Annotated in this window: 22 protein-coding genes; 9 read left to right on the forward strand and 13 right to left on the reverse strand. The window is 44.5% G+C overall.

The features are described from left to right. Positions 1–151: 151 nt before the first annotated feature. Entirely contained in the window at positions 152–922 is a 771-nt protein-coding gene (xth, locus tag FPZ42_RS05095; RefSeq protein ID WP_146269381.1) for an exodeoxyribonuclease III, read from the reverse strand. Positions 923–970: 48 nt separating this feature from the next. Next, positions 971–2797, reverse strand: coding sequence for an FAD-dependent oxidoreductase (locus tag FPZ42_RS05100; RefSeq protein ID WP_146269382.1), 1827 nt, complete (start codon positions 2795–2797; stop codon positions 971–973). A 147-nt stretch (positions 2798–2944) separates the two neighbouring features. On the opposite strand from FPZ42_RS05100, the gene FPZ42_RS05105 reads away from it, so the two are divergent. Then, entirely contained in the window at positions 2945–3481 is a 537-nt protein-coding gene (locus FPZ42_RS05105; protein ID WP_146269383.1) for a YfiT family bacillithiol transferase, read from the forward strand. On the opposite strand, the gene FPZ42_RS05110 is transcribed toward FPZ42_RS05105, so the two are convergent. Genes FPZ42_RS05110 through FPZ42_RS05125 form a run of 4 tightly spaced genes read right to left on the reverse strand, consistent with a single transcriptional unit; the run spans position 3478 to position 6544 of the window. Further along, on the reverse strand, positions 3478–4221 hold the full coding sequence (locus tag FPZ42_RS05110; RefSeq protein WP_146269384.1) for a lysophospholipid acyltransferase family protein: 744 nt from the start codon (positions 4219–4221) through the stop codon (positions 3478–3480). The two genes, FPZ42_RS05105 and FPZ42_RS05110, sit on opposite strands and share 4 nt — an antisense overlap. Positions 4222–4270: 49 nt before the next feature. Further along, positions 4271–4831 carry an NUDIX domain-containing protein gene (locus FPZ42_RS05115; protein WP_146269385.1) on the reverse strand — a complete coding sequence of 187 codons (561 nt, stop codon included), beginning with the start codon at positions 4829–4831 and terminating at the stop codon, positions 4271–4273. Continuing rightward, positions 4831–5805: a glycoside hydrolase family 43 protein gene (locus tag FPZ42_RS05120; RefSeq protein WP_146269386.1), complete on the reverse strand. Its 975-nt coding sequence runs from the start codon at positions 5803–5805 to the stop codon at positions 4831–4833. The genes FPZ42_RS05115 and FPZ42_RS05120 overlap by 1 nt, the downstream gene beginning before the upstream one ends. 4 nt (positions 5806–5809) lie before the next feature. Next, positions 5810–6544, reverse strand: a complete 735-nt coding sequence (locus FPZ42_RS05125; protein WP_146269387.1) for a YdcF family protein — start codon at positions 6542–6544, stop codon at positions 5810–5812. A gap of 154 nt (positions 6545–6698) precedes the next feature. Here FPZ42_RS05125 and FPZ42_RS05130 point away from each other — a divergent pair, with 154 nt between their 5' ends. After that, positions 6699–7376, forward strand: a complete 678-nt coding sequence (locus tag FPZ42_RS05130) for a response regulator transcription factor (RefSeq protein ID WP_186458681.1) — start codon at positions 6699–6701, stop codon at positions 7374–7376. Between the two features lie 169 nt (positions 7377–7545). Here the strand turns inward: FPZ42_RS05130 and FPZ42_RS05135 are convergent, their stop codons facing one another. The 4 genes from FPZ42_RS05135 to FPZ42_RS05150 all read right to left on the reverse strand — a co-directional run bounded on the left by FPZ42_RS05135 (position 7546) and on the right by FPZ42_RS05150 (position 11848). Continuing rightward, the gene (locus FPZ42_RS05135) at positions 7546–8184 is read right to left on the reverse strand and encodes a gluconate 2-dehydrogenase subunit 3 family protein (protein WP_146269389.1); all 639 of its coding nucleotides are present in this window, start codon (positions 8182–8184) and stop codon (positions 7546–7548) included. Between the two features lie 5 nt (positions 8185–8189). Beyond that, entirely contained in the window at positions 8190–9926 is a 1737-nt protein-coding gene (locus FPZ42_RS05140) for a GMC oxidoreductase (RefSeq protein ID WP_146269390.1), read from the reverse strand. Positions 9927–9958: 32 nt separating this feature from the next. Next, positions 9959–10630 carry a 3-keto-disaccharide hydrolase gene (locus FPZ42_RS05145; RefSeq protein WP_146269391.1) on the reverse strand — a complete coding sequence of 224 codons (672 nt, stop codon included), beginning with the start codon at positions 10628–10630 and terminating at the stop codon, positions 9959–9961. Between the two features lie 213 nt (positions 10631–10843). Next, a complete protein-coding gene (locus FPZ42_RS05150) occupies positions 10844–11848 on the reverse strand; it encodes a hypothetical protein (protein ID WP_186458682.1) in 1005 nt (334 codons plus the stop codon). A 166-nt stretch (positions 11849–12014) separates the two neighbouring features. Between FPZ42_RS05150 and FPZ42_RS05155 the strand changes: the two genes are divergently transcribed. After that, positions 12015–13268, forward strand: a complete 1254-nt coding sequence (locus FPZ42_RS05155) for a DEAD/DEAH box helicase (RefSeq protein WP_186458683.1) — start codon at positions 12015–12017, stop codon at positions 13266–13268. A gap of 244 nt (positions 13269–13512) precedes the next feature. Beyond that, positions 13513–14397, forward strand: a complete 885-nt coding sequence (locus FPZ42_RS05160) for a TIM barrel protein (RefSeq protein WP_146269393.1) — start codon at positions 13513–13515, stop codon at positions 14395–14397. A 151-nt stretch (positions 14398–14548) separates the two neighbouring features. Here FPZ42_RS05160 and FPZ42_RS05165 read toward each other — a convergent pair whose 3' ends face one another. Next, positions 14549–15946: a Gfo/Idh/MocA family protein gene (locus FPZ42_RS05165; RefSeq protein ID WP_146269394.1), complete on the reverse strand. Its 1398-nt coding sequence runs from the start codon at positions 15944–15946 to the stop codon at positions 14549–14551. 207 nt (positions 15947–16153) lie between these two features. Here FPZ42_RS05165 and FPZ42_RS05170 point away from each other — a divergent pair, with 207 nt between their 5' ends. Beyond that, positions 16154–18055 carry a beta-N-acetylhexosaminidase gene (locus FPZ42_RS05170; RefSeq protein ID WP_146269395.1) on the forward strand — a complete coding sequence of 634 codons (1902 nt, stop codon included), beginning with the start codon at positions 16154–16156 and terminating at the stop codon, positions 18053–18055. A 53-nt stretch (positions 18056–18108) separates the two neighbouring features. On the opposite strand, the gene FPZ42_RS05175 is transcribed toward FPZ42_RS05170, so the two are convergent. After that, positions 18109–18534, reverse strand: a complete 426-nt coding sequence (locus FPZ42_RS05175) for a hypothetical protein (protein ID WP_146269396.1) — start codon at positions 18532–18534, stop codon at positions 18109–18111. A gap of 100 nt (positions 18535–18634) precedes the next feature. Here FPZ42_RS05175 and FPZ42_RS05180 point away from each other — a divergent pair, with 100 nt between their 5' ends. Both FPZ42_RS05180 and rlmF read left to right on the forward strand, forming a co-directional pair. Continuing rightward, entirely contained in the window at positions 18635–19057 is a 423-nt protein-coding gene (locus FPZ42_RS05180; protein WP_146269397.1) for a YybH family protein, read from the forward strand. A 90-nt stretch (positions 19058–19147) separates the two neighbouring features. After that, on the forward strand, positions 19148–20047 hold the full coding sequence (rlmF, locus tag FPZ42_RS05185) for a 23S rRNA (adenine(1618)-N(6))-methyltransferase RlmF (protein ID WP_146269398.1): 900 nt from the start codon (positions 19148–19150) through the stop codon (positions 20045–20047). A 5-nt stretch (positions 20048–20052) separates the two neighbouring features. Here the strand turns inward: rlmF and FPZ42_RS05190 are convergent, their stop codons facing one another. Continuing rightward, entirely contained in the window at positions 20053–20556 is a 504-nt protein-coding gene (locus tag FPZ42_RS05190; RefSeq protein WP_146269399.1) for a DinB family protein, read from the reverse strand. A gap of 213 nt (positions 20557–20769) precedes the next feature. Between FPZ42_RS05190 and FPZ42_RS05195 the strand changes: the two genes are divergently transcribed. Next, positions 20770–20979, forward strand: a complete 210-nt coding sequence (locus FPZ42_RS05195; RefSeq protein ID WP_146269400.1) for a hypothetical protein — start codon at positions 20770–20772, stop codon at positions 20977–20979. Positions 20980–20999: 20 nt separating this feature from the next. Continuing rightward, the gene (locus tag FPZ42_RS05200) at positions 21000–21407 is read left to right on the forward strand and encodes a VOC family protein (RefSeq protein ID WP_146269401.1); all 408 of its coding nucleotides are present in this window, start codon (positions 21000–21002) and stop codon (positions 21405–21407) included.

Raw genomic sequence — 21407 nt, forward strand, 5'->3', positions numbered from 1 at the left:
CTTGCCATGCTGAACGCAATGAAGCGTCTTTCCGGTTGTATGGCAGCCTTTAGATGCTTCGCTGTCGCTCAGAATGACATTGACTATTATTCCCAAATCGAATAATTAGCGTTCACGGTGTTCACAAGTGTTCATGGCGTGAACGTGAACACTAATCTAAGGCTATCCAAACAGGTGCATGGTCGCTGGTTTTCTCCCATCCGCGTACATTTTTGTCAACTCCGGCAGCCTTCAAGCGCCCAACTAACCCCGGACTAAGCAGGAAGTGATCTATTCTTAATCCTGCATTTCGACCATAAGCATTGCGGAAATAGTCCCAAAAGGTATAGATGGTTTCATCAGGGTTGAGCTTACGCAAGGCATCCGTCCAGCCCTGGTCAACCAGCTTTTTAAAAGCAGCTCGCGTTTCCGGTCTGAACAGGGCATCCTCTACCCAACGCTCGGGTTTGTAAACGTCCTTTTCTGTTGGCATTACGTTGTAGTCACCGGTTAAAATTACTGGCTTACCGCTGGCTAATAGATTGGCAGCATGCTTGGTGAGGCGTTCAAACCAGGCCAGCTTGTAATCGAACTTTGGCCCCGGCGCAGGGTTGCCGTTAGGCAGGTATAAGCCACCAACGGTAATGCCGCCCACTTCGGCCTCAATGTAGCGGCTGTGCAGATCCTCGGGGTCGCCGGGCAAACCGCGGCGCGTTTCTTTGATCTCTAAACCCTTTGCCAGTATGGCAACGCCATTCCAGCTTTTTTGCCCATGCCATATCGCATTGTACCCTGCATCGATAATGGCCTGCTCGGGGAATTTCTCCTGCGGTGCTTTCAGTTCCTGCAGGCAAACTATATCGGGCTGTGTTTCCTGCAGCCAGCGCAGTAACACCGGCAGGCGGCCGTTTACGCCATTAACGTTATAAGTAGCAATTTTCATCGGGATGGTGTTTACTCAAATATATTGTAAATAAAGCAACGCCGGTGTTTAGTTCAGAATTTTCCCGCTCATATCCACCTTGCGTGCAAACGGGTTGATAAAACGGTTGGCCAGCACCGCAAATTCGCGGCGGGTAATGGGGCGGTCGGTTTTAAATTCAGTATCGAATTTGTAATAACTCTTCCAGCTTTTTTGCAAGGCATCGCGCAGGTTCTCCGGGTCGCGCAGGTTCATGTTACTGATGAACGAGATGAGGTTGCCTACGGTAAAAAACTGTCCCGGCTTTTCCTGGTTAAACCAAATGAAAGACCTTGAATAGATCTCATCGAAAAACGGTTTCACTTCTGCTGTGGTAACCAAGCTATCGGGCATAAACAATACATCAGCTTTACTGCCGGTTATTTTCTGTATACCTTTCAACATTCCAGTTGCGCCTACCTGCTGTATGGCCCGCCAGGCAGGGTCTGATTGCTTTATATCAGCAAATGGCATTAGGTAGCCTTTAAAATCCAATATTTCACCTTGTATAACACGTGGCTGCAGGTTTTTCGTCGTAGTGCCGAAGAAAGCACAAAACGCCGCGGCAGCGCCTACGCCCTGGCCCAAGGTCATTTGCACGGCTGGATCGGTAACTGCGCCATTAACAAGGTGAGTGACTGACAAAGCCTTTTCCGTAATAAATAAATTCTCCTGGTCTTTTACAACAACAGCGCCCAGCGGTATGCTAAATGCCGGGAACGGTGGATAATTGATGTGCGGCACACCTGCCTCGCTGTAATGCTGGCCGGGCACTGCATCGCTTACGGCAATTGCAGTGCGGTAAAGTTGCGAACCCCTATCGTAGGGTGTGTAAATGTCATCGATCACCATACGCACCACCCCGGCGGCGCGGCGATTTTCCCGGATATACGGCTGGTAGGGCAAGTGATCGGCAGTTTTAAAATCATCAGCAAAGCCGAGGTTTTTAAATCCTCGTTCTGTCTGTAAATAATAGATCAGTCCTAAAGTATGGAGCCTTGCTTTGGCAAAGGTTTCGGCACGATGCTCAAGCTGCAGATCTTCGCTGGTCACCGAATACTGGCTGGCGCAATTATCCCAGTTGATCATGTATTTATCATTGGGCAGCTTAGCTGCATTCAGCAGCTTTTTGATATCTACGCTTTTTAGACAAACATATTTCGAAGCATCATAGCCTTCGGGTTTAGAAATGGTGTGGTCTGTATTCCTGCCGAAATCCTTTAGAATAGAAATATAACTGATGTCTTCAATCTGATTGGTTGCATTAGCCGGCGCAAGCGCCTCTTTTGTATCAGCGCGACTGTCAAACCCGGCAGTCATTAATACGTTTAGCTTGCTCACAACATCGCCCATTTCGGTGGCGTCAATCAAGGCTTTGGCTTTAACGGTTACTTTTCCTTTATTCTCCACGATAGTTACTTCCCAGCCGGTACCATCTTTCTTTACATCAATAAAAGGGGTGTTTAGTTTTAAGGTGAGGTTCTTAACCGTGTCCGTCAGTTTTTTGAGGATCGCCGCTCCCATAGCAGGCTCAAAAGCAAGCGGTGCAGTAGCTGTTGTATCATATCCGAGGCGCAATTTATAAACATCTACCACGCGTTTGCGAAACTCACCATAAATACCAGATGGAAAATTACGATTGCTTTGCAGGTAACAATATCCTGAAGATGTCAGACTGCCGCCCAGCCAGTTGCCTTGTTCTATCAACAGCGTTTTCACCTTGCTGCGGGCACTTTGTATCGCTGCCGAAACACCGCTTGCACCACCGCCTATCACAAGCACGTCGGTCTTTATGGTTTCAGCATAAGTGGTAACGCAACCAAGGCAAAGCAAAAACAGAAGTAACTTTTTTATCATCAGCGCAGCGAATTTAGCGGATTGGTTGATTAGTTCATGAGAGATTAGTTGAAAAGTTTTAGTTTAGCAATTGTAGATCTGCCAACATCATTTGCCATATCTCTGATGAACTAACTAATAATTTCCAAACGTAAATACCCACCAAAAATGATACTCACTGACGAGCAAATGCGCTATCCTATCGGAAAATTTACACCACCGGTTTCGTACACGGAACAGGATTACCGAAACTGGATCCACGAGATAGCAACTTTACCCGGCCGCGTACGTGAAGCGATATTAGGATTAACCTACGAACAACTGGATACCCAATATCGCGCCGGCGGCTGGACACTACGACAGGTTGTACACCATTTGGCCGATAGCCACATGAATGCACTTTGCCGGTTTAAACTTGCACTAACAGAAGAAAATCCTACAATAAAACCTTACGAAGAAGCGGCATGGGCCATTCAGCCTGATTACCGGCTGCCGGTTGAACCATCCTTAAAAATACTTGAAGGTATTCATCAGCACCTGGTGGCGTTGTTTGAAAGTTTTACGGAAGATCAATGGAACCGCACTTTTGTTCACCCGGAGTCGGGCGCGGTAATACCGCTTAAACGCAACCTGGCTACTTATGCCTGGCATGGTAGCCATCACCTGGCACATCTTACGGAAACGGTGAAAAGAATAAAGCGTTAAGACTGGGTGCTCTCAACCTTCGCGCGTATGCGTTCTTCGGCCAGTTTAACCAGTTCATCAACTGTACCGGTGGTGGGTTCAATCGGCTCCAGCACTTCCCACGTCATGGAGATAAAAGTGTTCAATGGATACAGGCCGTAGCGGATCATTTTCCAGCTGTTAGAGATAGCCACCGGTACTAACAGGGCATTGGGGCATTTTTTTAGCAGCGTAGCAATACCTGCAGATTGGAACGTTTTTACATGGCCATCTTGTGATCGTGTTCCTTCAGGAAATATCATGGCCCCCCAGTTGTTCTCTTTCATTCGGGTGCCAAACTTAGACAACTCCATAATAGAACCGCGAGGATCTTTACGATCGATGTTGGCACCACCGCCATGGCGCAGGTTAAATGATATAGAGGGTATGCCTTTTGCCAGCTCTACCTTTGAAATAAATTTGGCGTGATACTTCCGCAGAAAAAATATCATCGGTGGTATATCAAGCAAACTTTGGTGATTGGCCAAAAATATAATGGGCCGGCCAACCGGTAAATTCTGATTGTTTATAAAGTGCACTGTATTACCAGCAAAGTATACAGCAGCAACCAGGAAAAAGTTAAGGACATCCACGCAACGCTTATGTGCCGAATAGCCGCCTGCTTTAAGGCAAATCCATTGCAAAGGATGGAAGATCAGTAATGACAGGAAAAACACGCCTATGGCAATAGGCGAAAGGATATATCCTAAAAACTTTCTCATATTGAACTTACAAATTTAAGTTTTTTTGAGAAATGGGTAAGTGTTTCAGTTATAAAGTGTTTTCAAGTTGCATCAGCTTTACCTTAAGTATTGCTGCAACTGCAAGGCAATCGGTTATTTCGCCGTTGCAAACCATGCCATAAACCTCATCAAAAGGCACTTTGTTCACTATTAACTCTTCGGTATCTTCCGGTTCAGCTTCAAATTGCTGAAGGCCCTTTGCCACGTAAAGGATGCACAATTCGTCGGTTACAGAATTGGAAAGGTGCATGCGTTGGATCTCTTTCCATTCTGCTGCTTTTAAGCCGGTCTCTTCTAACAATTCTCGCTTGGCAGATTCTAAAGGATCGATACCGAGCGGTCCGCCACCTTCGGGTATCTCCCAACTGTATTGGTTTAAAGTAAAACGGTACTGGCCTACCAGATAGGTATTCATCTCATCATCTAAAGGCAATATACCAATGGCGACGTTTTTATAATGCACTTTTCCGTAGATGCCGGGGTTGCCTGATGGATTGATCACCTGGTACTCGGTCAAATTAATCCAGGGATTATCATATACCGGTTTTTCAGATACTATCTTCCAGGGATTATGCGTAGGGTGTTCCATTACTTTATTTTGTTCGCCGTTACCCCTTCAAATGTCATCTTCACCGGCTTAATGAGACCGTTCTTATCAAAGATCATTTTATCTATACAGGTTACGCGGTGATTACCGTCCGTTTCGCCCAGCGGGCGGCGATGGTAAACAATGTACCATTCATCTTTGCCTGGTACTTGTATCACTGAGTGGTGACCTGCACCGGTTGCAATGGCAGCATCCTGTTGTAGTATAGTACCCACTTTTTCAAACGGACCATTTACGCTATTGCCAACGGCGTAAGCCACTTTATAATCAGGGCCGGTCCAGCCGCCTTCGCTCCACATAAAGTAATATTTGCCTTTGCGTATAAACATGATGGGGCCTTCAACGTAACCTTTTGGCGTCATCTCACGGTAGGTTGTACCGTCAGCAAAAGGCACCAAACCAGTAAAATCGCTTTTAAGTTTGGCGATGTTGCAATGGCCCCATCCACCATAAATGATGTAATACTGCCCGTCTTTATCTTTAAATACAAACTGGTCTATTGGTTGCGCGCCATTCACAATCTTATCTATCAAAGGCTTGCCAAGCAGGTCTTTAAACGGCCCTTCGGGTTTATCGGCAACAGCTACGCCAATACCGCCCCGCTCATTATTATTCTGGATATCGTTAGCTCCAAAAAAGAAATAGTATTTGTCACCTTTCTTTACGATAGCAGGGGCCCACATTGCGCGTTTGGCCCACTTTACATTTGATGAATCGAGCACGTTTTCATGTTTTGTCCAGTTTACCAAGTCTGGTGACGAAAAGGCATCAAAATGCACCTGCTTGTTATAAGGCGCAGAATAGGTTGGATAAACCCAATACTCTTTACCAAATATAGCAGCCTCCGGGTCGGCATACCACCCCTCGGCTATCGGGTTGCCTGATGTTTTCTTTTGTGCCAAACCTTGTTGCGCAAAGCTGACAACTGCCAAAAAACCTAATAATATTTTTTTCATAAGTCTATCTTATTAACGCCACTATGTAGCCTATAACTTCTTTTATATAAATGTTCCAGCTGGCCATTGCTTCTGCGCTTGGGATAACTGTGCCGGTGTCAAAATTTTCCGCTTCTAAATAGTTGCAGGGATATGGTAAAACTTCCAACCCGTTTTTCTCAAATAATAGCTGCGCCCTGCGCATATGATAAGCTGAAGTGACCAATACATATGGCGGCTTCAGCTTAGCACGCAAAAGCAGTTCCTTACTAAATTTCGCGTTCTCCTCAGTGTTGCGGGCTTTATTATCCAAAAGTATTAAACTATCCGGCACTCCCCACAAATGCAACGCATCCTTTACAAACGCCGCTTCAGTGAACTTACTTTGACGAAGTTTGCCGTTACCTCCGGTAAAAAGAATATGCTTTGCTGTACCTTCTTTAAATAACTTTACAGCACTATTGTACCTTGGTGAAGCACCGTTGAAATAACCGTTTCCATTCTCATCTTCAGATACGAAACCACCCAATAAAATCACCGAGCTATATTGTTTACCCTTAATATTTGCTGACTTAACATCCCACAAGCGCCCGAAGGTGTCTACGGTTAACCGTACAGAGAAAAAATAAAAAACTGCGATTCCGGCAACAAGCAGTCTCTGCTTATATTTTTTTGAAAAAGCTGCATAAACAAGTAATACAAATGCCCAAAACACCGGCATTGCAAACAGAAATAGCACCTTAGACAGGATGAAGTACATGAAAGCGCAAATTAAGACTTTTGGAGGATAATACTATATATGACAGCCTGTGTGAATAATACATTTGTATTATAATTAATCATTGGTTGCCCATATATAATCTCAATTTAATATTCACTTTCTATTTTGATTATATTTAGAAAGGATGTTAAACATGAACAGTATACGCATTGCCATAGTAGATGACAAAAAGCTACTAAGGGAAGCCCTTATAAGCAACATTTCCAATTATGCGGAAATTGAGATCATTCTGCAGGCAGTTGATGGCATGGACTTCTTAGATCAAATTGCGGCGCTTGCAGAGCAGGAGCGCCCTCAAATAGTTCTGATGGATATTGAGATGCCAATTATGGATGGTATTGAGGCTGTAACACTTGCTAAAGAAAAATATCCGGGTATTCAATTTTTAATGCTTACCGTTTTTGATGATGATGACAAACTTTTTGATGCTATTAAAGCGGGCGCAGACGGCTACTTACTAAAAGACGAAAAGATATCAAACATTGTAAAAGCCATTGTGGAAGTAGTTTACGAGGGCGGTGTTCCCATGTCGCCACGGATAGCACGTAAAGCATTGGCCCTGCTGCGAAATAAAGCCGATATCATAGAGCAATTTAAGCCTGATGCCGATAACGATCACCTGCTATCCAACCGGGAAATGGAAATATTGAACAGGATTGTAGATGGGCTGAATTACCAGGAAATTGGCGAGCGGTTATTTATCAGCCCGCATACCGTGCGCAAGCATATAGCCAACATTTATGATAAGCTGCACGTATCAAATAAAGCATCGGCTATTAAGGTAGCCACGCAGAAAAGATGGTTCAACTAATCATTTGATCCTCGCGATCAAGAACGTATGATCTTCGGCCTTTAGAGCCGCAATATAGGCAGGGGATTGTACAGTCGTCCCCGATAGCTATCAGGGCTCCTCGTAACGGAGAAAACGAAAAAGCCGCAACTCTTTCAAATTGCGGCTCTGGCACATTGGTAAATCCAACTTATATCTTCACGTTTTCCATGCCGTATTGTTTCAGCACATCGGCAGGCACACCTGTCCACTTGTTAGGGGCATTACCTACATAGCCTATATCTTTAGTACCCATCTCACTGCTCCAGAAACCGGATGCCGTAAGATCACGCATTAAATTAAAAAACTTAACGCCTTGCGCCATTTCTGCTTTGGCGGTGTAAGGGTAAGCTATTTGATCAAGTAACTCGGTTTGTTGTTTACTACTGCATTTGATAAATGGATTGCCATAGTTGTTAAGGCAATAAATATCTATCCATTTAAGGCCGCCGCGCATTGGTAATTTATGTGACGGGATGTCCTTCACAATAAATTCAATAAACTCAGGCACTTTAGCATCTGATGCACTGCCGGAGTGTTCGTCCTTAGGTATAATGATATCGGCAAGTACCGTAATGGTAGCCATCTCATGCTCATCAAAGTATTTTTCGGCCTTTAATTTATTTTCTCTCTCAACCTCTTCGGGCTGGCGGCCGGGTATCGCTTCTGTTTTACCTGCAGCAGCGGTTTCAGGTGCTTTATTATCGCCGGTTTTACAGCCAACACCAACTAAAAAGCCGGTTGTAAGCGTTCCTAAACCTATCGCTTTAAGGGAATCTCTTCTGTTCATGGCGCTTATACGTTTAGTTTTTTACGTTGTGATAAAATATATTCTGCAGTACGCATGCTCAATGCCAGGATGGTCCAGGTAGCATTTTTGTCGCCTTGCTGAACAAACGGAGCGGCATCAACCACAAACAGGTTATCGCAATCATGCGCCTGGCAATATTTGTTAAGTGCCGATTTTTTTGGATCATCACCCATACGCACGGTACCTACTTCATGGATGATCTTACCCGGAGCCTCTAAACCGTAATTGGTTTCAGGGCCCTGCATTTTGCCATAAATAGCACCCATGTTATGCAGCACTTCTTCAAATGTTTCCTGCATGTGCTTGGCCTGGTTTATCTCGTCATTTGTCCATTTATAATGGAATCGCAGTACCGGGATACCGTATTTATCAACTACACCATCCGGGTCTATCTCGCAATAATTATCGGCACGGGCAATTGCAGTGCCGCGGCCTGCCATACCAACCTGTGTACCATAGAAACGGCGATAATCGTCTTTTAAGCCAACACCGTAACCGCCGCCTGCTTTTTTCTTGCCATCGCGGCCCGGAACCGCACCGTTCATATCCTGTATACCGCCGCCGAAACCGTACGATGGCATGTGCATACCACCACCGTACTCGATGTGGTAGCCACGCGGGAAATTCAGTTTCTTGTTATCTAACCACCATGGCGAGTAAATGTGCACGCTGCCTACGCCATCTTCGTTGTAGCGTTTACGGTCCATCAGCTGCGGAAGGAAACCTCCTGCGCCGGAGCCTGTACTATCATGGATATATTTACCAACTACACCACTGCTATTGGCTAAGCCACCCGGGTGAGCCGATGATTTTGAGTTGAGTAACAAGCGGGCAGATTCACCTGCACTTGCACCCAGGATAACTATCTTGGCGTTAACCTGGTATTCCTGCATATCCTCGCGGTTAACGTATGATACACCAGTTGCTTTGCCTTCTTTATCTGTCAGCACCTCGCGCACCATGGCGTTGGTGATCAGTTTTAAATTACCTGTTTTTAACGCAGGGATAACCAAACATGATGATGCTGAGAAGTCGCCATATACTTTACAGCTACGACCACACTGACCGCAGAAGAAACAGGCACCGCGGTCTTTATTATCTTTAAGTGCCTCTGTTAAAACAGAACCACGACCGGTGATCACTTTTACACCGGCTTTGGTAGCACCTTGTTTAATGAACAGCTCATTTAAGCGTGGCTTTGGCGGAGGAAGGAAGATACCATCCGGCTCACTCTCTATATTTTCAACCGTACCATAAACGCCTATCATGCGGTCAACCTTATCATAAAAGGGCTTAAGGTCATTATAGGTAATAGGCCAGGGATCGGTTAAACCATCTTTCGGTTTAAAATCTTCCGGCCCCATACGTAATGATATACGGCCCCAGTGATTTGTGCGGCCGCCCAGCATGCGCGCGCGGAACCATTCAAATTCGGTACCATCTTTAGTGGTATAAGGCTCACCATCAAGCTGCCAGCCACCGTAAGCGGCATCAAAATCGCCAAAGGGGCGTGTTGTACCGGCTCCGCGGCGGGCAGATTCCCATGCCCATTTTAATTGTTGCGAATCTGTTTTGGGGTCAAAATAGGCACCGGCCTCAAGCATCAGTACCTTTAAACCGGAATGCGCCAGTACATAGCCGGCCATACCACCACCAGCACCCGAGCCTACAACTATAGCGTCGTAAACGGTACCGGTCTTTTTAATTTGGATATCTTCCATCTATAAAGAGAAACTATAATTTAAGATAGTAATTATAATTGTTTTAATTTGATGTTTTTGTAAGCCACAACAGCGCCGTGCGATTGCAATGCAATATGGCCTTTAGGGTATTTAGCAAAATCTTTCCAGGTTTTAAACTTGCTGTTGTTCAGCAATTCGGTCCACTCCGGGCTGCCCATCTGTACGTTAATCACCTCTTTGCCGTTTAGCCAAAAGGTAAGATGACCATTATCCTTACGAATTTTTGCAGCGTTCCACTGGCCTGCAGGTTTTGCAGCATTAGCTGGGGCGGCTTTCATATCATATAATGAACCGGCAAGGTGATTTGCCTTTTTATTGTCTGATGCTTTAACATTATCAAGCACCTGCATTTCTATACCCGAAAGGTAAGTAGCACCCAAAGCCGGATCTTCATGCACGCCGAAAATGATACCGCTATTACCGCCTTCAGCAATTTTCCAATCTAAAGAAAGTTCGTAATTTTCGTACTCACCATCGGTAACCAGGTCGGCTTGGTCTGGGGCCTTAGGGTCTAATTGCAAAGCGCCGTCAACCACGCTCCAGGGGCCTGCGTCTTGTTTAAGATAGGCATGCCAGCCATTGGTGGTTTTGCCATCAAACAGGTTTTGCACTTTTTTTGATTGGGCAAATGAAGCATACTGTAACGCCGCCACAGCAAGAGTGCTTAAGATCAATTTTTTCATATTAATGCAGATTTCAGCAATACTGTAACGGTACCGCCGGTTTAATTTAGTGCTGGTAAATCTAACATTTATTTTGTTGGATGATGTTATAACGCAGATTGTCAATCAAAATTTTTACAGTTTAGATTTTGTCTAAATGCTCGTCTGCTTCATCAAAATATGGGTTGTTTTTGCAGTTCTAAAAACCGCAAACCTCCTGTGGCAAACTAAATTTTACTTGCTGAAAAGGAAATTCAAACCTGATGCAATACCCAGTTGCATATAGAAATAATGATCCTGGAAATAGATGTTATAATCATCCTGACCGCGATAGCCGGCGCCAACCACAAAGGCAGCGTTATGCATAAAAGGAAACTGGTAGTAGTATTTTAAACTGGCGTTAAGGCGCCTGCCCAGGTCGGTAGCACTGTATGGTGTTTTACCGGCTATGTAGGTAAAATCAAATTGCAGGCGCTGCCAGTTTTTAAAATCAGACTTGCTTGGTTCAATATCGTCCTGGTAACGTTTAGCAAGGTTATAAATATATGTGCCATTAACGCGCACAAACCCATAATTGCCGGGCAAACCTAATGAAGCCCCGCCGCCGTTGCTGCTGAATAATGAGCGGTGCAGCTCAACACCAAGCGTTCCAAACTGGCTTAAGATGGTGTTGGGTCTGTCTATGCGTTTACCAAGCGTATAATTTAGCTGCATAAAATCAGTGCTGAATTTACCGCTATCAACATTCAGTCTACCATCGGGCTCTAATGAAGGCCCGCGGATCCCGTTTGAGTGATGGGTATATGATGCTGACAGATATTGCGGATGGTAGGCGTCATCATTTAAGCGGTAATACAAATTGGCGCTCGGCATGTAGCTTGGCGATTTTACAGGATTGCCATATTGTTTAAGCAGCCTCACCTTTACCCTTGCCGAAACATCAAAGAAGAAACGGGAACGCGGTGAGTTCAATAAAACAAAATGCGTGTTAATATCGCCCACCAACAGCGTTTTATGCGGTTGGAAAAACTCTTGCCCAAAGAATGCAGGAGCAAGGTTTTGTGTATATATCTTATTGAAATCGCGGTTGATGATGCGGCGGGCAATCTTACTGCTGTCTATCTTGCTATTTACGATACCGGTGTCAATACCTTCAGCTTTTGCACCCATGGAAAATGCGAAAGAGGCAGTAAAGGTTGTCGCAATAAAAAATAAACAGAATAGTAAAGTTTTACGCATAGCAATTGATCATCAACACAAATAAACTTAGCCGTTAATTGTTTGCATGGTTGGTAAGTGAAATTAAAAACCAACAGCCAAATCTAATTTATACTTTAACATTGCAAAGTAAAAACGCCTTGGTGGGCATTTTTTAGTACCTTGCACACACACGTTTAACAATAGAGTGACATTTCAGGATTTTAATTTCGACGAACAACTTTTAGAAGGCGTATTAAGCATGGGCTTCAATACGCCAACTCCTATACAAGCTATGGCTATCCCGGTTATTATGAACGGCGACGACCTGATAGCTTGTGCACAAACAGGCACAGGTAAAACTGCCTCTTACCTGCTGCCGGTTTTAGATAACATTTGCAAAACGCATAAACATCATACCACCGCGTTAGTGCTTGCCCCAACGCGCGAGCTTGCACAACAGATAGACCAGCAGGTAGAAGGCCTTGCCTATTTTAGCGGCGTAAGCTCGCAGGCCATTTTTGGCGGTGGCGATGGTATGGCTTATGAGCAGCAACGCCGCGGTATCGAGAATAATGTAAATATCATTATCGCAACCCCCGGCAGGTTAATAGCACACCTAACATCGGGCGTGTTAAAAATGAACAACATTACGCACCTGGTGCTTGATGAGGCCGACCGCATGTTAGACATGGGCTTTAACGATGATATTATGCGGATTGTAAATTATCTGCCCAAGAAACGCCAAACGCTTTTATTCTCGGCCACCATGCCGCAGCGCATACGTAAACTGGCCAATGCCATCCTAAATAACCCGCAACAAATAAACATTGCCATATCACAGCCTGCGGCCGGTATTGATCAGCAGATCTACCGCGTAAACGATCAGCAAAAAACACCGCTTTTAAAGTTGATCCTTAAAGAAGGTTATCAAAGCTCCATCATCTTTGCTTCGAGAAAAGAAATCGTAAAATCGCTTTATAAAGAATTGAAGGCCGCACATATCAATACTGCAGCTTTCCACTCTGATCTTGAACAAAAAGAGCGCGAAGAGATCTTACTTCGGTTTAAAAACAGGCAATTGCCTGTTATAATTGGTACTGATGCACTATCGCGTGGGATTGACGTGGAAGGAATTGACCTGGTGGTGAACTATGATGTTCCACCAGATCCGGAAGATTATGTTCACCGCATTGGCCGTACGGCACGCGCTGCAACTACCGGTACCGCTATCACCTTTGTAAACAACCGCGACCTGCGCCGTTTAAAAACAATTGAGGAACTGATAGAACGCCCCATTAATCAGAAGGAACTCCCTGAAAGCCTTGCAGGCATTGAGCCCATAAAGGAAGACAGGCCCGACAGGCATGGCGATAAAACCAAAGGCGGCCGCCGCAATAACAGGCGCTACGGTAAAAAGAAACCGCCGCGCCCGGCTGGCGGAGAGAGCAAACCGGCTTAACCAATTTAAATCAAGGGTGCGGCGATTCAGCCAGACATAGCCGGATGTTATAAACTCTATTTGCGTGAGGAAATAGAAGAACTTTTTAAAAATTGTTCTATACCCTCTTTTCGCGCAGCAAAGAGAGGGTGGTCCAGCGTAGCGTAGACCGGGTGAGTAATGTTAAACCATTTTATTTTCAAAAGGTCTATTTGTTTTAAAACGCCAATGCGTTACATTTACACAACCAATAAAAACCAATATAATGACATCAAGACGTTCTTTCCTGAAAAGCAGTGCCATGTTATCGGCAGGCCTGTTAATGGCTCCTGAGTTATTTGCAGCAAAAAAGAAAAACTACATCGGTTTGCAACTTTATACCGTGCGTGATGCAATGGCTAAAGACCCGGTTGGCTCCCTTGCAAGAGTTGCTAAGGTTGGCTTTAACTCTGTTGAAGGTGCTACATATACCGGCACGCAAAAATTTTACGGAATGGCGCCTGCTGAATTTAAAAAGGTTTTAAGCGATAACGGCCTCATTATGCCAAGCGGCCACTACATGCTTGGCGAAGGCATGGCTAATGTGAAAGGCACCATCACTACTGATTGGCAACAAGCTGTCGATGATGCTGCTGCCGTTGGTTTAAAATACATGGTTTGCGCATACCTGCTCGATTCTGAACGCGGAACACTTGACCATTATAAAGAGACCGCAGAAAAGCTAAATAAAGCCGGAGAGGTTGCAAAAAAAGCTGGCATACAGCTTTGCTACCACAATCACGATTTTGAATTTGCTTCGCAAGACGGAAAATATCCTTACGATGTGTTGTTAACCGCAACTGATGCCGACCTGGTAAAAATGGAAATGGATATCTACTGGATGTACCGTGCAAAGCAAGACCCGATTGCTATGTTTAAAAAGCACCCCGGCCGTTTCCCGCTATGGCACGTAAAGGACATGGATAACACCCCTAAACAAATGTTTACCGAGGTAGGTAATGGCGTTATTCCGTTTAAAAAGATATTTGCCCATGCTAAAACTGCAGGCTTAAAGTATTTCTTTAACGAGCAGGACATCTGCCCGGGTGATCCTTTCGTAAGTATCACTAAAAGCTATAATTACATAAAAGCTAACAACTTCCACGTGTAACTATTGATTGACTTATAAATGAGGCCGGCCACTGCAAAGTGTCCGGCTTTTTTGTACATAGCGTACGTGGCAATCTCATCACAAACAGCTTCTTAACGCGATGAGATTGCCGCGCTTCGCTCGCAATGACATATTAAGTAAAAACGAATAATTATCCCACTATCTTCATATTCTCGGCATCCCAACGGATAACTTTCTTTTGAAAGTAACTATCGTTACAGGCCAGTGCAGGTGCTGCCGCCCTGAAACCGAATACAGCGTCTTCAACAATAGGTTTGCCGGTGCGGATGGCATCAAAGAAATTGGTCATATGGTCGATATTGGCGCTGTAATTTTCGGGTGCGCGATATACGATAGGATCAGTTTTTGGCGCTTCTTGCTGTACTTTTGTCCAGCGTTGGTTGTAGGCCGCTAACAATTTCTTTTGCTCAGCTTCGGGGTAAGTTTCCAGAGAGTCCCAACCGCCAATGCCCGGCGCTTCGGTAATGTGATTTTTGCGAATGGTAAAGCTTTCGCCCTCACCACCTAAGTCTATTACCCCTTCAGATCCAACGATCTTAGTAGTGCCATAATCCCCCTCGCCGCTTACAAAATTTACGCGTAACGTTACCTGGAAGGCAGGATGCTCTTTTGTTTCGCCATAATGGATCACAGCGCTCATCACGTCAGGCACGTTGCGGCCGTCTTTCCAATAATCGAGGTTACCTATCGAGAATATGGTCTCAGGCCCTTTAGAGCCGGTGATGAAATGAATACCACTTAACAGGTGTACGAAAAGGTCGCCGGCTACGCCAGTACCGTACTCGCGGTAATTTCTCCAGCGGAAAAAACGCAGCGGATCAAAATCATGTTTCTCACTTGCCGTAGCCTGGAAACGCGACCAATCTACATTTTGCAAATTAGCATCATTAGGAAGCGTATACTGCCATGCACCCAGTCCGCTGTTACGGTTAAAAGAAGCTTCGATAGAATTAATTTTTCCTATTACTCCTGCCTCATACATTTCTTTGGCTTTACGATAAGCTATACTGCTCACACGCTGGCTACCTACCTGGAACACGGCTTTGGTCTCTTTCTGTACACGTATCTCTTCAAGTCCCTGGCTTATTTTGTGCACCATGGGTTTCTCACTATAAACAGCCTTACCTTTTCGCATGGCATCGATAGCTATCTGGCTATGCCAATTATCGCTGGTAGCGATGATGACAGCATCAATGTCTTTCCTGTCCAGTATTTCCCTGTGGTCCATAGTGGTGAAAAGGTTTTGCCCGTAAACTTCTTTAGAGCGGGTAAGGCGGCCTTTATAAAGGTCGCACACACCAACCAGGTCAACACCGGGCACAGCAAGCGCTGCACGCGTATCATTGAATCCCATAATGCCCATACCAATGGTTGCAATGCGAACCTTATCACTCGGGCTAACGCGCTTTTGATCGCGCAGTATCCTTACCTCGTTCTCTTCTTTAGCGGCAAAACTGTTCAATGAGGCAGATGTCAGTAATACTGAAGTGCCCAGATGTTTCAGAAACTTCCTGCGGTCTGTAGACATGGCTTATTATTATAATTGGTGAAGGGCAGGGGTGGCGCCCAATGGTTTATCAACGGCAATTTAAACAAAAAATCCAATTTGCAATATTCGCCGCTTGTTTAATATTCAAGCACTTACAACTCAAATATTTAAGTTTAAAAAACTTTTTAATATTATTTAAAAAGCCATAACTTGCATATTGTCTGCAAACCAAACGCTATAACCTATATGAAGAAATTTTCCTTACTGGTATTGTCATGCCTGCTGGCGCCTATTGCCTTTGCGCAAACTACCAGCAGTTTTGCCATTATCCCCGAGCCCGTTAAAACAACGCCGCACGCAGGGCATTTTATCTTACCCAAAGAGATAACCGTACAAGCACCGCTAAGTAATAAGATGACGCCAGTGCTTGATCTTATTAAGAATAAATTTTCTACCTCAACCGGTAAAATGGTACACGTAAAAGCTTCGGCACCCTCCGCGGCGATAAAACTGGTGCTTAATTCAACAGCTGATAATGTTATAGGCAGTGAAGGCTATTACTTGTCAGCAAAAACTACCGGCGTTACCATCAGGGCTAATACAGAGGCAGGATTATACTACGGATTACAAACGCTTTTTCAGTTGCTGCCTAAGGAAATTGAAAGCAAGGAGGTAGTTACCAACGTTAAATGGATGGTACCTGCTGTTGACATAACAGATTACCCACGTTTTAACTGGCGCGGACTAATGCTGGATGTATCCCGCCACTTCTTTACCAAAAAAGAGGTAATGAGCTACATCGATAACATGGCTAAGTATAAGCTTAACTTGTTCCATTGGCATTTAACGGATGACGAAGGATGGCGCGTTGAAATAAAAAGCTATCCTAAATTGACTACTGTTGGTGCTTATAACATCAAACGCGAAGGTGAGTTTGGCAATTTCCAGCCGCCGCGCCCAAATGAACCACGTAACTATGGCGGTTTTTACACCCAGGATGATATACGTGAGGTTGTTAAATATGCGCAAGACCGTTTTGTGAACATCTTGCCCGAGGTGGATGTGCCCGGCCACAGCTTGGCGGCCGTTGCTTCATATCCCGAGCTTTCTGCTACTGCGGGTGCTGATAAATATACCGTACGCTATGGCGAACGCATTATGGATTGGTCTAAACCTGGTCATCCGGCTTTGGTAGATAACACACTTAACCCTGCCGGTGAATTTACTTACCAGTTTTTAGATAAGGTGATAGGCGAACTTTCCCAGCTATTCCCTTTCCAATACATCCATATGGGTGGCGATGAGTGCGCTAAAAACTTTTGGGAACAAAGCGATCAGGTAAAAGCCTTGATGGCGAAAGAAAACCTGAAAACACAGGAAGAGGTTCAAAGCTATTTTGAAAAACGTGTTGAGAAGATCGTTGAATCAAAGGGCAAGAAATTTATTGGCTGGGACGAGATACTTGAAGGCGGCTTAGGACCGAATGCAGCAGTAATGAGCTGGCGTGGTGTTAAAGGCGGTATTGAAGCAGCACAAATGGGCCACGAAGTGGTAATGAGCCCTACTACATTTGTATATCTTGATTATATGCAAAGCGATCGCGTAATGGAGCCACATGTTTACGCTTCGCTTCGTTTAAGCAAAACCTACGAGTTTGACCCGGTGCCGGCAGGCGTAAACGCCAAGCTGATAAAAGGTGGCCAGGCTAACTTATGGACTGAGCAGGTTTACAATATCCGCCAGGCCGAGTACATGACGTGGCCGCGTGGTTTTGCGTTGGCAGAGTGTGTATGGTCGCCTGCTGCGAAGAAGAATTTTAACACCTTCTTTAGCAAAGTAGAAAAACACTTCGCCCGCTTTGATGAGGCAGAAATAAAATATGCCCCAAGCGCCTATGACCCTGATTTTAAAGTTGGCCGTAACCCCGATAGCACTCTTAATGTAACCCTAACCCCCGAGGTACCCGAACTGGATATTTACTATAGCTTCGATAATTCGTACCCGGATAGGTTTTATCCAAAATATACCGGCATACTAAATGTACCAATTGATGCAACACAGCTTAAAGTGATAACCTACAAAGGCAAACAGCCGGTAGGCCGCATGATAAGCATGCCGATATCTGAACTGAGAAGCAGATTGAAATAAATGATAATACGAAAGAGCCGCTTAAAAGCGGCTCTTTTTATTTTACGTGTAACTTAATTGGATGTACGTTTCATCCTCGAAAATGGAAAACCCCCGCAACCCTTTTTGTGATTTTGCCTATCAGCTTTGGCGGTAGCCTCGGCGATGGCATCTGTTTTTGCATCATAAACAGACAAACAGAAGCCCGATTTCCACGGCTCCATATTGTTGAACTGCATGTAGTCGATACGTGTGTATAAGCCGCCCTCTCCAGGGTTTTTATCATCGTTACGTGCAACGATGTACTGGTCCCTCACATTCCACTTTATGATGTGGTATTTACTGCGCGGCGGCTGCATCCACAAAGTATCATTGATAGTATATTTAATGCCATAATCATCAACAAAGGTTCCTTTAAACAGTTCGGGTGCGCTATTTTGCTGCTTGGGGACAAACATCCCAACAAATGATAACAGTATTGATATATATAGAGATATCATAAATTAAACTTTTAATAACGCCTTAAACGTTGATTGAACAGCGAACTTCGGACAATCCGGTCACAAATGCAACTGACCCTGATGTTTGTATATTAGCACAATGAAGAAACTTATCACTTGCTGCATTCTGCTCCTATCGGTAATTTTTGTTAAAGCACAAGATCGCCAGGCCATACTTAAAGTAATGGAAACATCGCGCCTAGCATGGAACAAAGGCGCCCTGGAAAGCTTTATGCAATGCTACTGGAAATCAGACTCTGTAATGTTTGTAAGCCCAACCGGGCCAACCTTTGGGTATGCAAATACGCTTAAGAATTACAAGCAAACCTTCGCCAAAACCAAAACAAGCATGGGTAAGCTTACCTACGCCATAAAAAAGGTTGAACTTATCAATAAAGATAATGCCTTTGTGTACGGCGGCTGGAACTTGAAATACACCAAAAGGTCATCTTCGGGTTACTATACTTTGTGGTTTAAAAAGATCAACGGAGAGTGGAAAATTGTGGTTGATCACTCGAGTTAGATCAATCTCGCTATCTTAAGTAACACAAGGCAGCTGACTTAATGTTAATATTTAATTATGTTAGCTTTGCACACAATTAATCCTGCTTAAATGGCCGAAAACACTGAAGAAAAAACAAGCCTGCATCCCCGTAACCCGCACCGCGGAAGGTATGATCTTGTTGCACTTACTAAGGCGCTGCCTAAACTTGCTCCTTTTGTGTTTACAAATGAGCATGGCATAAAAACCATTGATTTTACTGACGCTGATGCAGTTAAAGTGCTTAACAAGGCTATTTTGAAACTGCAATATAATATCTCATCCTGGGATATTCCGCAGGGCTTTTTGTGCCCGCCTATACCGGGTAGGGCAGATTACATACATTATCTTGCAGACATCTTAGCTAAGGATAACGGCGGCGAAATACCAACCGGCGACAAAGTAAAGGTGCTTGATATTGGTGTTGGTGCAAACTGCATCTATCCATTGATAGGCCATCGCAGCTACGGCTGGCACTTTGTGGGCAGCGAGGTTGATTACATAGCCGCAGGCTCAGCTAAAAAGATAGTTGAGAGCAACCAGCTTACAGATGCTATAGAAATACGGACGCAAAGCTCGTATGAACACATCTTTAAAGGCATCGTTAAACCCGGCGAGAAGTTCGATATTACCATGTGTAACCCTCCTTTTCATGCATCGGCTAAAGAGGTAAATGTCAATTCGCAGCGCAAATGGAAAAACCTGAAACAGGACAAAAACACCGACCTTAACTTTGGTGGCCGCAACACCGAACTATGGTGCGAAGGCGGCGAACCCCGTTTCCTGAATAAGATGATGAGCGAAAGCAAGCAGTTTGCCCAATCAAGCAAATGGTTCTCATCGCTTATTTCAAAAAAAACCACCCTACCCGGCTGCTACAATTCGCTTGATTATTTGGGCGCTCGTGATGTACATACCATTGATATGGCACAAGGGCAAAAGAGCAGCCGGATATTAGTTTGGCGGTTCTGAAATTATTATCTATCCCAAAACGGGTGAGGCTCAATGCCTAACGCACGCAGGTAAACATAACCCTGGCCGCGATGGTGTACCTCGTTATCAATAAAATAAAGGATGGTGCTTATTACCGTATTTTCATACATGCCAAAGGCCTTTACAACATCATGGAAATGGGCGTCAGGTATTTGAGGCCATAGTTCTTCTATCTGCTCGGTAACATCATCCCACGCTTCTAAAAGTGCTTCTTTGGTAGAAAGCCGGGCGCTGTCATCAAAATGATCAAGCTCCGGAGTAGTTGTCCAGTTACCGGTTACAAAACCATTCATCCCGGCGCTTGCCAGGCCTATCATTTCCCCGGCTAAATGTTGGTAAGGCCTCATGCCACCTATCGAAAATTCAAACAATTCTTTCTCCGGGAAGGCTGCCAAAATTTTACGGCTAAGGCCGCGGTGGCTTTGCCAGTGTTTTAATAATTCGTCTTTGTTGATGAGTTGCTGTGTTAATGCTTGTTCGGTTGTCATGGCTGTTTGTTTTTGATTATGAAACAAAGTAACCACCGCTTAATGACAACAGTATGTCAGCAGGGTTTTGGCTCTTAAACTTTTAGTCGCTAATAAATGTAGTCTGCTTATCTTTCGTCGCAATCAGCCACTTACATTGTCGTAATTACACCTCACCACTTCCGGCAATCTGTTGCACCTTTGTATTGTATCGTTTAAAATGTTTTGTCCCCGATGATCGAAGTATTTAAAACCAATGTGCAAAAAGCGGCTCAATCGCGCCTGATGATCAAAATGCTTAAGGTGCATTTTCCGGCGAGCCATATCAATTTTGACCTTGAAGATTGCGACAAGGTTTTACGAATAGAGAGCAAAGAAATTTGTGCACAACGTATCATCCAATTACTTAACTTAAACGGGCATTACTGTGCAATTCTTGATTAACCAATATAAATTATAAAGCCATGATCAAACTTAGTTCATACATCAACTTTAACAACAATGCTACTGAAGCTATGACTTTTTACCACCAGGTATTAGGGGGCAAGCTTAGCCTGATGAAAGTTAAAGATTCGCCGATGAAGGATATGTTCCCCGCCGAGCAGCAAGACATTATTTTACATGCCGACCTTACCGGAGATGACTTTACCATCCAGGGCACCGATATGCCCGACTCTGATGTTCAGGCTTTTGTGGGGGCTGTTTCTATCAGCTTAACGCTGGCTTCTGTAGCAGAAGTGCACGATAAATTTGAGAAATTGCGTGAGGGAGGAAAAGCAAAACATGAAGTAATGAGCTTTTTTGCCGGCACCATGGGCAACGTTACCGATAAGTACGGCGTACGCTGGAACATATTTACTCCGGAGAAATAA

Origin of the sequence: Mucilaginibacter achroorhodeus (genome assembly GCF_007846095.1) — a bacterium.
In the GTDB taxonomy this organism is placed as follows: domain Bacteria; phylum Bacteroidota; class Bacteroidia; order Sphingobacteriales; family Sphingobacteriaceae; genus Mucilaginibacter; species Mucilaginibacter achroorhodeus.

Excerpts from the sequence above, each read along its gene's own strand:
- FPZ42_RS05105 (WP_146269383.1), top strand. The coding sequence starts at position 2,945 with ATGATACTCACTGACGAGCAAATGCGCTATCCTATCGGAAAATTTACA.
- FPZ42_RS05150 (WP_186458682.1), bottom strand. The coding sequence starts at position 11,848 with ATGCGTAAAACTTTACTATTCTGTTTATTTTTTATTGCGACAACCTTT.
- FPZ42_RS05140 (WP_146269390.1), bottom strand. The coding sequence starts at position 9,926 with ATGGAAGATATCCAAATTAAAAAGACCGGTACCGTTTACGACGCTATA.
- FPZ42_RS05160 (WP_146269393.1), top strand. The coding sequence starts at position 13,513 with ATGACATCAAGACGTTCTTTCCTGAAAAGCAGTGCCATGTTATCGGCA.
- FPZ42_RS05190 (WP_146269399.1), bottom strand. The coding sequence starts at position 20,556 with ATGACAACCGAACAAGCATTAACACAGCAACTCATCAACAAAGACGAA.
- FPZ42_RS05120 (WP_146269386.1), bottom strand. The coding sequence starts at position 5,805 with ATGAAAAAAATATTATTAGGTTTTTTGGCAGTTGTCAGCTTTGCGCAA.
- FPZ42_RS05130 (WP_186458681.1), top strand. The coding sequence starts at position 6,699 with ATGAACAGTATACGCATTGCCATAGTAGATGACAAAAAGCTACTAAGG.
- FPZ42_RS05110 (WP_146269384.1), bottom strand. The coding sequence starts at position 4,221 with ATGAGAAAGTTTTTAGGATATATCCTTTCGCCTATTGCCATAGGCGTG.
- FPZ42_RS05200 (WP_146269401.1), top strand. The coding sequence starts at position 21,000 with ATGATCAAACTTAGTTCATACATCAACTTTAACAACAATGCTACTGAA.
- xth (WP_146269381.1), bottom strand. The coding sequence starts at position 922 with ATGAAAATTGCTACTTATAACGTTAATGGCGTAAACGGCCGCCTGCCG.
- FPZ42_RS05170 (WP_146269395.1), top strand. The coding sequence starts at position 16,154 with ATGAAGAAATTTTCCTTACTGGTATTGTCATGCCTGCTGGCGCCTATT.
- FPZ42_RS05100 (WP_146269382.1), bottom strand. The coding sequence starts at position 2,797 with ATGATAAAAAAGTTACTTCTGTTTTTGCTTTGCCTTGGTTGCGTTACC.
- FPZ42_RS05115 (WP_146269385.1), bottom strand. The coding sequence starts at position 4,831 with ATGGAACACCCTACGCATAATCCCTGGAAGATAGTATCTGAAAAACCG.
- FPZ42_RS05125 (WP_146269387.1), bottom strand. The coding sequence starts at position 6,544 with ATGTACTTCATCCTGTCTAAGGTGCTATTTCTGTTTGCAATGCCGGTG.
- rlmF (WP_146269398.1), top strand. The coding sequence starts at position 19,148 with ATGGCCGAAAACACTGAAGAAAAAACAAGCCTGCATCCCCGTAACCCG.
- FPZ42_RS05195 (WP_146269400.1), top strand. The coding sequence starts at position 20,770 with ATGATCGAAGTATTTAAAACCAATGTGCAAAAAGCGGCTCAATCGCGC.
- FPZ42_RS05145 (WP_146269391.1), bottom strand. The coding sequence starts at position 10,630 with ATGAAAAAATTGATCTTAAGCACTCTTGCTGTGGCGGCGTTACAGTAT.
- FPZ42_RS05165 (WP_146269394.1), bottom strand. The coding sequence starts at position 15,946 with ATGTCTACAGACCGCAGGAAGTTTCTGAAACATCTGGGCACTTCAGTA.
- FPZ42_RS05135 (WP_146269389.1), bottom strand. The coding sequence starts at position 8,184 with ATGAACAGAAGAGATTCCCTTAAAGCGATAGGTTTAGGAACGCTTACA.
- FPZ42_RS05175 (WP_146269396.1), bottom strand. The coding sequence starts at position 18,534 with ATGATATCTCTATATATATCAATACTGTTATCATTTGTTGGGATGTTT.
- FPZ42_RS05180 (WP_146269397.1), top strand. The coding sequence starts at position 18,635 with ATGAAGAAACTTATCACTTGCTGCATTCTGCTCCTATCGGTAATTTTT.